This window comes from Sunxiuqinia sp., assembly GCF_055140945.1.
Map to the genome: position 1 here is coordinate 12,969 of NZ_JBSQYS010000006.1, position 14,140 is coordinate 27,108.

The following is a 14,140-nucleotide window of genomic DNA, read 5'->3' on the forward strand; positions in this document are numbered from 1 at the left end:
AGGTGAATGAAATATTTGATTTGCATATTTTTTCTGGTTTTTTCATTTGACCAGTCTTTTAGTCAGAGTGAGCTCAGTTTTGAGAACTTATCGATTGAGGACGGGCTGGCGAATAATTCGGTGCGTACGATGTTTCAGGATCAGCAAGGTTACATGTGGTTTGGCACATTGAATGGACTAAGCAGGTATGACGGGCAGAAATTTAAAACATTCAACTACGCACCCAACGACTCTACTTCAATAAGCAACAATAAGGTTCGGGATATATTTCAGGATGGTGCCGGGTATATTTGGGTTTCAACATACGACGAAAATGCCCATCGCTTTGATCCGAAAACTGAAAAATTTGTCAATTTCCCGGTAGCTTTTAGCGATCAGTTAAAAACATTGGAGGTACATTCAATATACGAATCGTCTCCCGGCGTTGTTTGGCTGAATATTAACGGAGGGGGCTGTGCCAGAGTTATTTCGAAAACAGATTCGGAGGAATTCGAACTGGATTTCTTTAATGTGGAAAATGGCTTGACTTCCAATAGTCTGAACTTTATTGAAAAAGGGCGTGATGGAGGCGTTTGGTTTGGTACGTCCGCCGGATTGTGTTACTTACCCAATGATCGAATTAAACAAGATGGGACACCTGATTTTCAGTATTTTTTGAACGAGCCTTCTCTGTCAATTACTGCGTTATATGAGTCTGCCAAAAGTATTTGGGTGGGCTGTTTAAATGGCGAACTTTTTAAGCTAAACGGCGATCAACAAGAGTTAGTATGGAAAACTGCGACTTCTGGAGCCCGAAGGTCTAATATAACGTTTATAGAAGAGTCCAAATTTGGATATTTGTGCATCGGCTCTTTAAAGGGATTGGTATTAATCGATAAAACAACAGGCGGGCTTACGCACTATAACAGTCGAAATAGCGAACTTGTAACAGAGTATATTTCGTCGTGCTATCAGGATATGAATGGCGATTTTTGGTTGGTTACCAGCAGGAGGGGAGTTACACGTTTTCAGGTTCGTGAAAAACGATTCACGCAATATCCGCTAAGTCCCGAAATTCGACAGTCAATATTAGAAGGTGAGAAGCAACTCTTTTACGAAGATGTCAATGGTAATTTGTGGGTTGGTATATATGGTGGTGGCGTTTCAAGGTTTAACCGGGATACAGATACCTTTGAGCAGTACTTGCACGACGACGATAATCCGGAGAGTTTGTCCTCAAACCTTGTGTTGTCGTTGGCTGGCGATCAGTCTGGCAATATATGGATAGGAACCTATAAAAGGGGAGCCAACAAAGCAAATCTCCGGAAAACGAATTTTCATTCTTTACAACTGGACAATTCTACGAAAAAGGATTTTTCGAATGAAGTGCGAGCTATTTTTGAAGATAGCAGAAATTGGATATGGACAGGAGATAAACGGGGTGATATTGTTGTTTATGATCAAAATTTTAATCAACTTTTTGTGTTGAATGATATTCTTGAGGGTATTTCGATTTCAAGTGGTGTTTATGCCTTTGAAGAAGATTATAAACGGCAAATCTGGATTGCGACAAAAGGAAGCGGAATTTATGTGATCAGGAATTTGCCGGAAAAAGCCTCTTCGATTCAACCGGGTAAACTGGAAATTTCCCGACTGGTTTCCGATCCCGACAACCCCGCTTCGTTAGCGTATAACGACGTTTTCGATTTGCACGAAGACCGTAACCGCCAGATGTGGGTGGCGCTTTATCATGGAGGTGTGAATGTCATCAAAAATCCATTACTTCCCGATCAACAGTTTCTTAATTACACGCATAATGAAAATGATAAATTCTCTATTTCCGATAATCGGGTTCGGTGCTTTTTAGAAGATCATGACGGAAATATGTGGATTGGTACCGCCAGTGGGCTAAATTTTTTAAGTTCCGAGTATCGGCAGACAGACGATAAAAAATATATTACGATCGAACGGTCAGATGCTGTGGGGGGATTGTCGCACAACGATATTATATGTATTACTGAGGATTTCAAGAACCGGCTATGGGTGGGAACCTATGGAGGAGGTGTCAATAGATATGTTGGAACAAAAGATCGAGATGAGTTTTATTTTGAAACCTTCCAGCAAACGGATGGCTTATCGAGCAATCTTGTTTTAAGTATTGTTGAAGATGGAGATCAAACGCTGTGGATTGGAACCGACTTTGGCTTGAATAAATACAATCCGACGATAGGTGGCGTAGATAACTATTATATTGCTGACGGTTTAACTGAAAATTCTTTTTCGGAGGGAGAAGCCTTGAAAACGTCCACAGGCAAATTAATATTTGGACATATCTCAGGGATGATTTGGTTTAATCCTGATTCCATTAAGAAATCGTACCGGCAAGCCCCGATTGTTTTAACTGATTTCAAAATCAATGGGAAAACCAGTCAAAAAAAATTAAATCGTGCTCGCAGTGTTTTAGGTGATTCCTCTCAAGCTATTCATTTAAATTATGACGAAAATTTCCTCACATTTGAGTTTGCAGCTTTGGATTATAAGGCTCCCTCAAAGATTCAATATAAATTTAAGCTTGAAGAGTATGAGCAAAACTGGAATAACTCGGGTAATTTAAATACTGCCATTTATCGCGAATTGGAGCCCGGAGATTATCAATTCCGGCTTCAGGCATCAAATAGCGATGGGCTATGGGTAAACCCGGAGATGAAGCTGGCAATCACAATCACTCCCCCGCCATGGGAAACGGCCTGGGCCTACTTGCTCTATACATTATTAATTGCGGGTATCCTTTTTTTAGTGCGGCGTTTTACACTCGAAAGAATTAAGTTGAAGCACGAGGTCGAATTCGAAAAGCAGATAGCCGACGATAAATTAAAATTTTACACAAGCATATCACATGAGTTCAAAACTCCACTAGCCCTGATTCTTGGTCCTGTTGAAGATATGCTCGCAAATGCAAAACTTCCGGCAGAAATGTTTAGCTCGTTGAAAATGGTGAAACGAAATACCCGACGTTTATTAGAGTTGATTGACCAGCTAATGGATTTTAGAAAAATTCAGAAAGGATTTTTTAAGCTCAATAAAATTAACGGTGATCCTGTTGATTTCTTAAATGAAATTTACCAGGCATTTCTGCCATTTTCAAAAAAGCAGAATATTCATTTTTCTTTTATACACGATAAAAAGAGCTTGAGAGCCCACCTTGACTATAAAGCGCTTGAAAAAATAGTGTTCAATTTGTTGTCAAACGCTTTTAAACACACCGAATCTGAAAGGTCAATCAGACTTGAATTGTCGAGTGATGAAATGAATGGAGAACTGACAATTGCCGTAATTGATGAGGGTGAAGGAATCCGGGAGAAGGATTTACCTCATATTTTCGACCGATTTAATTTGGGAAACCGATCTAAATGGAAAGACGAATCGAGTACAGGTATTGGGTTGTCTCTGTGTCGTGAGTTGGTTGACTTGTTGGGAGGCGAAATTTTTGTTGAAAGTAAACGAGGAGAAGGAAGTTCATTTAAAATCAGGTTTGTGGGAGTTCTTGTTCCTGCCGATGATATGAGTGAAGTGCAAACAGCCTATAGAGAGCCAAGTTATACAAGGCAGTATATTGATACCATAAAGGATGATGAACCAGAAGATGATTCAATAAGTAAAGCAGCCAAAACAGGTAAAAGAGATCAAATTCTAATCGTGGAAGATAACCCCGATTTACAAAAGTTTTTGGTAGAACATCTTTCTCAGAAATACAATGTGTTACAAGCTTATGACGGAAAAGAAGGGGTGAAATTAGCTCGAAAGGAGAACCCGGATTTAATTATCTGCGACGTGATGATGCCTGAAATGGATGGTTTGGAGTTAACCGGAATTTTGAAAAATGAGTTTTACACCAGTCATATTCCAATTATCCTGTTAACCGCAAAATCGCTGGAGGAGCATAAAATTGAAGGAATTGAAATAGGTGCTGATGATTATATCACCAAGCCATTTAATATGGTGTATCTTGAAAAGCGGGTTCAAAACATCCTGAAGCAGCGGAAACAGCTCAGGGAGCGCTTTGGGAAAGATACCAATGTTAAAACCAAGGAGCTTACAAGCTCAAAGACCGATCAGGAGTTTATGGATAAGGTTATTCGTTTGGTTGAGGAAAACATGACTGACTCTGATTTTTCGGTGGACAAGATGCTTCCGGAATTTGGCTTTGGGCGAACGGTGTTTTACAAAAAGATGAAGGGAATTTCCGGCTACTCTCCCAAAGATTTTGTTCGAATTATACGAATGAAAAAGGCAGCTGAGTTATTATGCTCAGGCGGCATCACCGTTTCTGAAGTAGCCTTTGATGTTGGGTACAGTGACCCGGAGTACTTCAGTCGGATATTTAAAAAACACTTTGGTAAAACACCCTCTGAATACCAAAAGCAAAACCGATAGTTCATAGTGGTAATTCCGTTTATCGACTAAATTTTTTTTTTGAAGAAGATCGTTTTAAATATAATCTTCACAACGCTAGGATCGTTTTTTTTGATTTCCGCGACTCACGAATGTAGACCTGATTTCCACCATATACTTCGAGACAGCTATTTCCTAAATCGGGTGTTCGCTAGCGTCTGACTAATCTCGCCGATATTAATTAATCTTTAAATAGACCTCCGCTATTTCTCCTTTGGTGTTGCAAATGCACTGATATTGAGTATAAAAATCAATTTGTCTGGATAATTGCGTACAAAATTACAGGAGAGCGAGGTGGTAACCCAGCCTATATTTGTTTGGTAGAATTAGCACTTGAAAATTAACGGCCAATGAAAAATGAACTCACTTGATTTTTTGCAAAGTTGGATAGAGCAAATATCAAATTTGCAAAGTTTATAACACCAAGATCAACCTGCTTGGTTTTAAAAATAGAACTAACAAAAACACATCTATAAAGAACACGCTTAACTATTAAAAACAAACTTAACTATGAAAAACGAACGGAGACACATGAAAGTGTTAATCGAATTCCTCTGCCTGTTCAAAGGCAATTATCTTTCCAAGGCAATTTCATTGCTATACAATAGTAGCATTTTACAATGTCACTTCACACCAATTATTCAAGGTCAGTTTATTCCGGTTCCTAGTCAGGAATCTAACCGTCCTGGAATCAGTATTTAAAAACTAATCATAAAAATGAATTATATGGATAAAATGAAATTCATTAGAACGATAGCGTGGGTATTCATATTTGCTTTTACATTCAGTTCATGCGAAGATAAAATGAAGGAGCATTACGAAGCACCGACATGGCTTGAAGGCAGCGCTTGGCAAGTGCTTGAAGAAAGGGGCGACTATACGATCTTTCTTCAAGGAGCAGAACTTGCTGGTTTTAAGCCTATCATGGAGGGTAAAAGTTTGGTAACCGTAATGGCTCCAAATGACGAAGCACTCACCAACTATCTTTCTGAGAATGGAAAATCTTCGATAGAGGATTTTTCCGCAGAAGAACTACAAGAATTGATCGGATTTCACATCATGTACTACTCTTACGACAAAGATAAACTCGTGAATTTCCGTCCGTCTCAAGGTGATGGTGCGCCAGAAGATGAAAAGAACTTTGAAGCCGGCTTATATTACAAACACCGGACGCGTAGTCAAGAAGCTCCTAGTATGGGAACGGATACTTCTGGAAATAGCATCGTTGTCTATCACAACGAGGCACTGTTACCGGTGTTTTCTTACCGGATGTTCGACACCAAGAACATTGATGCGAAGTATAATTACGAATATTTCTATTCCGGCTCAAGCTGGACAGGAGATGATGGCTTTAATGTTTCAAACGCATCGGTTAGCGAGTATGAGATTATTGCAGACAACGGATATTTATATTTAGTTGACGATGTGGTTGAGCCACTAAATACAATTCATGCAGAGCTTAAAGGTCGGCCAGATTATTCGACTTATATCGACTTGTATGATTCATACTCCTATTTTGAGTTGGATGAGCAATTGACTCTTGATTTTGGTAATGGTACTGATCTTTATCGCCATCGGCATGAATTTCCGCTGGCTGATATCGCATTAGAATGGCCATCTTCTTTTTATCAAAGTATTGCCACAAACTCATCAATCGCGTACAGCACCTTTGCTCCGTCGAATTCAGCATTTGATGAGTTTATGACTGATTATTGGATTCCGGGAGGATACGATAATATCAATGAGGTAAATAGTATTGCAATCCAATATCTCATTCGCAATAGTTATTATGCTTCTGCCATTGTATTTCCTGAAGAAATTAAAGGTGGAGAAGTCTTGAATTCTTACGACATGGTCATCAATTTTGATGTTGATGCAGTTCCTGCTGAAAATCGTGTTGTTTGCCAAAACGGAGTGTTTTACGGATTAGAAAAATTGGATCCCCCGGGTATGTTTAAATCTATTACCGGACCAGCATTTCGCAACAAAGATCTATCCTGGTATTTATATATGCTTGATCCAACTGAGTTGTTAGTTGGTTTGTCAAGTAACGAGTCTAATTTTACCGTACTTATTCCGAGTGTTGCTCAAATGGAAGAAGGTGGTATGGGTTTAGTTGCTGACGAATTATGGTCGTCGGATGGTGGTGATTTTGCACCAATGAGCACGTCGGCTATGATTGAAACCGTTAATTTACATACGGTTACTGGTGGAGTTGGCATTAGCTCTTCAGGGACTCAGGTTCTTCGTACCAATGTGCCTTATTCTTATTGGTTTGCCAAGGATGGTCAAATTACAACGAGTGTTCTGTTCAATAGTTATTTTGAGCAGCCAACTTCGACTGTTGATTTTTACGATATTACAGAAAGAACGTATAACGGAGCTGGCTGGACAAACGGTAAAGCTTACACGTACTCAAGTCCGGAAATCTTCAGGCCAATTATTTCAACACAATCGATGCAATATCGTCTGGCGATTACGCAAGATGCTACTTATCCATATTATAGGTTTTCGCAATTATTGCGCGATGCCGGAGCAGTAGAGTCTGAAACCGGAACGATTAATTTCCTTAACGGACTGCGCTGTCTTGCATTCGTTCCTACTAACGATGCAGTTGATGCAGCAGTGTTGGCTGGGGAAATTCCCGGAGTTGAAACGGATGGAACTGTTTCTGATCAGGCAGCTCTACTTGGTTACCTAAAGTGCTACTTTGTTCTTACCGAGGACAACGGAATATCAACTTATCCCTATGTAGGATCAGGCGTAAATGGCGAATTTGACACGAAACGAGCGTATTCAGATGGTGTTAACGGTGTTGTTTTCACCCAACTATCCATCTTCGATGATGGTCAAAAATTAAGTGTTCAACTAAACGGAGCTGAAATTGGAACTGGTAATAAAGTAGATGTCGTGCCTGATTTCTATTATTTCCCGTTTTCATATAACGACGGTGGTGTGCACTACATAAACGGAGTACTTTAATCAAAAAGATATGAACTATTTGATAAGTTTCTATTCAACTGCAAGCACCAGGATGATTCAGTTGATGAACGATTTACCAGCTGCAAGAAAAATTAGTATTTCTCATGAAACCGACTCACTATGAATAAAACAAAATATTTGATAATCGTCTTTTTACTCCTGTTTTCAGGGATACTTCAGGCACAGAATACAAAGGTTCTGTCCGGTAGGGTTTTTGAAATGGTTGATGGCGAAAAGATACCTATTCCCGGAGCAAACGTTGTGGTGGCAAACAGCCAAAACCGTTTCCTTACCGGGGTGGCAACAGGGCCTACTGGAGAATATAACTTCCGTGTGCCATCTAATGAAGAAAATCTAAGCATTATTTTCTCTTTTATTGGCTTAAAGAGTCAGAAGATTTCGTACGAAGGTCAAGCCAAAATTGATGTTGTACTTGAATCAGAAGACAGACAAGTTAATGAAGTTACCGTAACAGGGCGACATGTTGACCGTGTTACCGGAATTACACAGAAGCAGCAAACGGCGGCAACCCAACGGGTTGACATGGATGAAATTATGGCCGTTTCTCCTGTAACCACTCTCGAAGAAGCTCTTCAAGGACAATTGGGAGGTGTGGATATCATCTCTGGTGGTGACCCGGGTGCTCGAAGTTCAATCCGTATTCGCGGAACAAGTACCTTGAATGCTTCAGCCGAACCTTTAATCGTTATCGATGGTATTCCGTACTCGACGAGTATTAACGATGATTTCAATTTCGCTACTGCGAATGCCGAAGATTTTGGTCAGTTGGTCAATATTTCTCCTACCGATATCGAGTCGATTGAGGTGTTGAAAGATGCTGCAGCAACCGCTATCTGGGGAACCAAAGGAGGTAACGGTGTTTTAATGATCACGACCAAAAAAGGAGCTAGAGGTAAAACAAGATTTACCTACTCTTCGAAGTTAACAACCCGGTTTGAGCCTGATCCTATTCCAATGTTAGATGGTAACCAATATGTTGCTCTGATGCAGGATGCAATCTGGAATACCGCAAACGCAAAGGGGTTATCGAATTCATCTACGGAGCTTCGCTTATTATTTGACACTCCTGAAATTAACTATAGCCCAACCTGGCGTTATTTCGATGAATACAATGTCAATACCAATTGGTTGGATGAAGTACGCCGAACTTCGATCTCTGAAGATAATAACTTCTCGATGATGGGAGGCGGAGATAAAGCGACTTATCGTTTTTCTGTTGGTTACTTAAATGATAAGGGAACCACAATTGGTACCTCGCTTGATCGCCTCACTTCTTTGCTGAGCATTAACTATAATTTCTCGCAAAAGCTACGTGTTGATGTTGATTATAGCTATACCCAAACGGAGAGAAAGAGTAACTACGATAATGGTAGTGGCTGGCGTAATGCTCGTTCAGAAGCGATGGCAAAGATGCCTAACAAAAGTCCTTACTGGATTGATGAGGCTACGGGTGAAAGAACCGATGAGTACTTTTCGCGTCAAAACTTTGATGAATTCCAAGGTTCTTTTACGGGAAAGGAGAACTATAACCCCGTAGCATTGGTTAACGAAGGGTTTAATACATCTTCTATTCGGGAATCGCGGATTACTTTCCGGATGAATTATTACATCACTCCCGAATTGACTTATACTGGTTGGACCAGTATGAAACTAAACTCAAACCGGAATGAGAAGTTTCTACCCCAGGTAGCTACAGGAGTTACCGGTGTTAGTGTATGGGCAAATCGAAGTTCCGATGCGTTGTCTGATGGTTTCAATCTTCAAACCGAAAACAAGTTGCTGTATCGTAAAAACTGGAAAGAACGTCATAATCTGGTAGCAATGGCCTTGTATCGTACAAGTCAAAATCAAGGTTCAAGTTATTCGAGTATGATCTCTGGTGCAGCTTCTGCAGGTTTGGCCGATCCTACAACCGGAGGAAATGTCGTTGGCCGGGGTTCCGGCTCATCTGAAACCAGAACAACGTCAGCCATCTTAAATACGCACTATACGTTTATGGAGCGATACATGCTTAATGCTACCGTAAACTTCGAGGGTAATTCGAGTTTAGGTAAATCGGAGCGTTGGGGCATGTTCCCCGCTGTTGGTTTAGCATGGCAGGCTCAGGAAGAGGAGTTCATTAAATCTCTCGGATGGGTTGATCAAGCTAAAATCCGTGCCAGTTATGGTGCTTCAGGTCGTTCTCCCGATGGAGCCTCTCCTTATATTGGTTCATTTCAGGCTTTAAGTCAAAACTATATGGATATGAGTGCCATCGCTCCCATTAAGATTCAGTTGGATAATTTGAAATGGGAGACTTCAAAAGAGTTAAACCTTGGTGCCGACATTATTCTGATGGATAATAAGCTTACCGTAACGTTTGATTGGTACAATAAGAAAACCGATGATTTGTTGCAAAAGGATGTGAAAATACCGGCATCTACTGGTTTCACTAGTATTAAATACTATAACTCAGGAGAAATTACCAATAAAGGAGTTGAGTTTCGTGTTGATTACGAAGTGTTTAAAAATTCAGATTGGAGACTTTCAGTGAATGCCAATTTAAACAGAAATGTAAACAAGATCGTGTCGTTACCTGATAATTTAACACAGGAAGCTTACGAGTTTAAAAATGGCAATTACGCACAACGCTTGGAAACAGGAGTTCCGGTAGGTTCTTTCTACGGTTACCGATACGAGGGCGTTTACCAAAATGTTGAAGAAACCTATGCCCGTGACGCAGATGGCAATATCATGAATGACATGGAAGGCGATCCTATTGTTACACAGAATGGCGGATTGCAAGTATTCCCTGGTGATGCGAAATACGAAGATACCAACAATGATGGTGTAATAAACCAATACGATATTGTTTATTTGGGTAACAGCATGCCGGTATTTACCGGTGGTGGTGGTTTCCAGCTGAAGTATAAAGCCTGGAGATTGACAACCTTTTTCCATGGACGTGCCGGTCAAAAAGTAATTAATAAAGGACGTATGAATAGTGAAGCCATGTATGGGCGCGATAACCAGAGTACAGCAACCTTAAAAAGGTGGAGAACGGAAGGTGATAATACCGATATTCCACGAGCCTTATTTAACTATGGGTATAACTACCTCGGGTCTGATCGTTTTGTTGAAGACGCTTCCTATATCCGTTTGAAATCTTTATCTCTCAGCTATAACATGCCTCGCGAGATTGTAAATAGCTTAGGGATGTCGAACCTAAATGTATTTGTAACAGGATACGATTTATTTACCTGGACAAAATATGCAGGACAAGATCCTGAGGTGAAAATGCCAAGTGCTACAAATGCTTTGGTGGAAGATAACGCAAACACGCCAATTTCAAGACGTTTTGCAGTAGGCGTGAACATTAACTTCTAATTGGAGGATTCGAAATGATGAAAAAGATTAAATACATATTTTTATTACTAATCCTGGCCTTTCAGTTTACAGCTTGTAACGATTGGCTTACGGTACTGCCTGAAAACGAACAGGTAAGTGATGAGTACTGGACCTCGAAAGAAGAAGTGGAGGCAGTGCTCGGTTCCGGCTATGTCTACTTGCGTGATGCTTACGAACAATTATTTATGTGGGGAGAATTACGCGGAGCTTCTATTTACAGCCGGACTATTGGCGGAAATACGGGAAGCGATTTACAGTCTTTCCAGATAACTCCTGATGATAGAGATTTGGTTTCATGGGCTCCACTCTATAAGGTGATTAACATGTCTAATTCGGTTATTGCAAATGCCGAAACGGTTATGCAGCGCGATGAAACCTTCGATGAAGCGGTGATGAATTCATACCTTACCGAGGCTTATTTTTTGAGAGCATTAAGCTATTTCTATATCGTACGCAACTGGCGCGATGCTCCCTTGATTTTAGAACCCTACGAAACAGATAAAATCAGCTATGAAAAAGAAAAATCGTTGGAAGCTGATATTATCACTCAAATTAAAGCTGATATTACCACAGCACTGGAAACTGGTGCTGCAAAAGAGAAATTTGAAGAAGACTGGGCCACCAAAGGTCGTGCAACTAAATGGGCCTTACATGCATTAATGGCTGATGTTTGCTTGTGGAATGAAGAATATCCTACAGCCATTCTTCATTGTAATGAGATTCTGGATGCAACTTCAGCTTTCCGTCCGGTATTTGTAACCGACCCGACAAAATGGATTGAATTATACTATCCGGGAAATAGCAACGGATCAATCTTTGAACTTAACTGGGATGATATAACCTTTAACCAGACAAACCAGCTGTCAACGGTGATGGGAAATGGAGCTCCAGCCTACACTTACACGGGGCAAATGTTGTTAGACTGGATTGACGAAACCGATGAAACAGGAGTCGACGATGCTGTGCGCAGTATATATGGAAGTTATATTCCTGATGTTGACGCCGACAATTATACCGATGCAAATATTGGATATATTTGGAAATACTCTGGCATTGGTTTTCAAGAACAACAAAGAGTCGAGAACGATGCGAACTTCATTATTTATCGTGTCGCTGATGTCATGCTTATGAAAGCCGAAGCAATGATCCTGAATAGTTCTGATGTTCAAAGCTGGAGTGTTGCTGTTGAACTGATTAATAAAGTAAGAACGCGTTCCAACTTGCCTGAGATTGAGCCAGTATTGGCCGAGGTATCTGAGGCCGATATGCTTGCGTTTATACTTCACGAAAGAAATATGGAATTTGCTGCTGAAGGTAAACGGTGGTACGATCTACTCCGCATGGGTAAACGTAATGATTTTCAATACCGGAACCAGTTCTTAGTGGAAATGGTTGTCAATTATAATAACACGGCTAATCCAGCCTGGATCCGCTCCGTGTTGAATACCGATGATGCGCTATATTTACCGATTGAGACAAGTGAGCTGGAGAACAACAGATTGCTTGTGCAGAATCCTTACTATCAAGTATTAAATTAAAAGGAGCCTAGATTATGAAAAAATATTTGCTATTCTGTATGGTGTTCTTAATCGTCTTTTCATGCGACGACCCATACGAAAATGACAATTTTGTAGTGTACGATTTAGATCCGGCGGCGACCTATCTGGAGTCGCGTCAGGATGAATTTTCGAAATGGATTGACATTTTGAAGTATGCAGATTTGTACAATGCGGTAAACCAAGCGAGTAAGTCCTTTACCTTGTTCGCTCCGAATAATGATGCGGTTGATGCGTTTTTGGCAAAGAAAGGGGTGACGAGTGTTACCGATCTTGATCCTCAATATGCCAAGGCGCTTGTTCAGTTTCATGTGATTGAAGGAGAAATTTCACAGAAGGAATTTCTGATTGGCGGGAAACTAACGAAAACAACAATTTCCGGAGACTATTTATCAGTTTCATTTGATGATTCAGGTGATGCCGAAGGAGGAATTAACTCTGTTTATATCAACGACGAGGCTCTTGTTAACGAACTGGCGAATACCGTAACAAACGGATTTGTCTACACGCTGAACGACGTGCTAACACCGCTGGTCGAAACTGTTTATGATCGGCTGAACGAAAATGAGAGTTATTCTATTTTCAAAGAAGCGGTTGAGGCAACAGGATGGGACGAGACGCTGAATACAGTCTACGATACTGTTCAAACTGAATTTGGAGGAACAACAGTTTTAAAGAAGAATTATACCATGTTTGTCGTTTCCAATTCGACTTTCGCAGATGCAGGCGTTTCTAGTTTAGCTGATTTAGCCCAAAAGGTTGAAGCGTCGACCGATTACGAAAGTTCGGACAATGCGCTTAACCAATATGTTGCCTATCATATACTTTCAAGTTCCAAGTACGTCACAGACCTGCTTTCATTTTCTGAAGGCGACTCTACTGCAATCTGGAGCACCTTGGCGCCGAAACAAGTCCTATCCACTCATGATTTTAGTGGTTCGTACTATGTGAATTACGATGAGGCTACTTCGTCAGGTATTGGTCTGGTCTCCGATAAAACAGACATGCCGGCTAAAAATGGCGTTCTTCATGAAGTAAATAATTATATGCCGGTTTTCGCACCAGCTCCAAGAACTGTAATTTGGGATGTTGCTGATTATGATGATGTTGCTTCTGTTGTGAATGAATATGGCGCCAGTCAAGACTTGGGTGATATATACCAAACTGCTCAAGGCAGCGAGTACTGGATTGAATTTCAAGACAACGAGGCAATTGAAAGCTATTACGATCTGAAAGTGAATTCAACTTCAGCTAGTTATCCTCAATTAGGGTACCTTGTTACCAAATCGAGTGATGGAGGTGCAACCAATTCTTATGGAGCTTATAAACACGATATGTTGGTAGTTAACCTGGGGTATCTGGGAACTGTAAGCATGAAAAGCCCGGTTTTGCTCAAAGGAAAATATAAAGTTGAATTGTACTATGCTTCTGCTGGTTCCCTGGCACCTTTTGTTTCGGGAGGTAGTTTGTGTAAAGTTTCACTTGACCAAACGAGCAACGAAGTATACGTGTACGATGGTGCTGCGGCTTCTGTCGGGATTTATGATATGGTACTGTTTGATGAAGTTGACTTTGAGATAACTGACTCTCATGAGTTTAAAATTGTACTACTCGATTCAAGAGCAACTACGCACAATAAGTATCGTTTGCAGTTGGATTACGTCAAATTTACTCCTATTAACGATTAAAGTGTAGGTTATGAAACGAGCATCTAAAAATGTTTACACACAGGAAGATGGTTATAAGCAAGTTCCATCGAATGC

The 14,140-nt window shown here is 40.5% G+C and carries 6 protein-coding genes; all 6 read left to right on the forward strand.

The features are described from left to right. The first annotated feature begins 6 nt into the window (after window positions 1-6). The 6 genes from ACTB00_RS03770 to ACTB00_RS03795 all read left to right on the forward strand — a co-directional run bounded on the left by ACTB00_RS03770 (window position 7) and on the right by ACTB00_RS03795 (window position 14,065). Entirely contained in the window at window positions 7-4,413 is a 4,407-nt protein-coding gene (locus ACTB00_RS03770) for a hybrid sensor histidine kinase/response regulator transcription factor (protein WP_463298611.1), read from the forward strand. Between the two features lie 528 nt (window positions 4,414-4,941). Beyond that, complete coding sequence (locus ACTB00_RS03775; RefSeq protein WP_463298612.1) at window positions 4,942-5,133, forward strand: hypothetical protein; 192 nt, start codon at window positions 4,942-4,944, stop codon at window positions 5,131-5,133. Window positions 5,134-5,157: 24 nt separating this feature from the next. Then, window positions 5,158-7,413 (forward strand): fasciclin domain-containing protein, encoded by a 2,256-nt coding sequence (locus ACTB00_RS03780; RefSeq protein ID WP_463298613.1) that lies wholly within the window; start codon window positions 5,158-5,160, stop codon window positions 7,411-7,413. A 120-nt stretch (window positions 7,414-7,533) separates the two neighbouring features. Continuing rightward, window positions 7,534-10,800, forward strand: a complete 3,267-nt coding sequence (locus tag ACTB00_RS03785; protein ID WP_463298614.1) for a SusC/RagA family TonB-linked outer membrane protein — start codon at window positions 7,534-7,536, stop codon at window positions 10,798-10,800. Window positions 10,801-10,814: 14 nt separating this feature from the next. Further along, window positions 10,815-12,359 (forward strand): RagB/SusD family nutrient uptake outer membrane protein, encoded by a 1,545-nt coding sequence (locus tag ACTB00_RS03790; protein ID WP_463298615.1) that lies wholly within the window; start codon window positions 10,815-10,817, stop codon window positions 12,357-12,359. 14 nt (window positions 12,360-12,373) lie between these two features. Continuing rightward, the gene (locus ACTB00_RS03795; protein ID WP_463298616.1) at window positions 12,374-14,065 is read left to right on the forward strand and encodes a fasciclin domain-containing protein; all 1,692 of its coding nucleotides are present in this window, start codon (window positions 12,374-12,376) and stop codon (window positions 14,063-14,065) included. Window positions 14,066-14,140: the final 75 nt, after the last annotated feature.

Bases quoted from the DNA above. Each gene is read 5' to 3' on its own strand.
- ACTB00_RS03770 (WP_463298611.1), top strand. From the start codon at position 7: ATGAAATATTTGATTTGCATATTTTTTCTGGTTTTTTCATTTGACCAG.
- ACTB00_RS03775 (WP_463298612.1), top strand. From the start codon at position 4,942: ATGAAAAACGAACGGAGACACATGAAAGTGTTAATCGAATTCCTCTGC.
- ACTB00_RS03780 (WP_463298613.1), top strand. From the start codon at position 5,158: ATGGATAAAATGAAATTCATTAGAACGATAGCGTGGGTATTCATATTT.
- ACTB00_RS03785 (WP_463298614.1), top strand. From the start codon at position 7,534: ATGAATAAAACAAAATATTTGATAATCGTCTTTTTACTCCTGTTTTCA.
- ACTB00_RS03790 (WP_463298615.1), top strand. From the start codon at position 10,815: ATGATGAAAAAGATTAAATACATATTTTTATTACTAATCCTGGCCTTT.
- ACTB00_RS03795 (WP_463298616.1), top strand. From the start codon at position 12,374: ATGAAAAAATATTTGCTATTCTGTATGGTGTTCTTAATCGTCTTTTCA.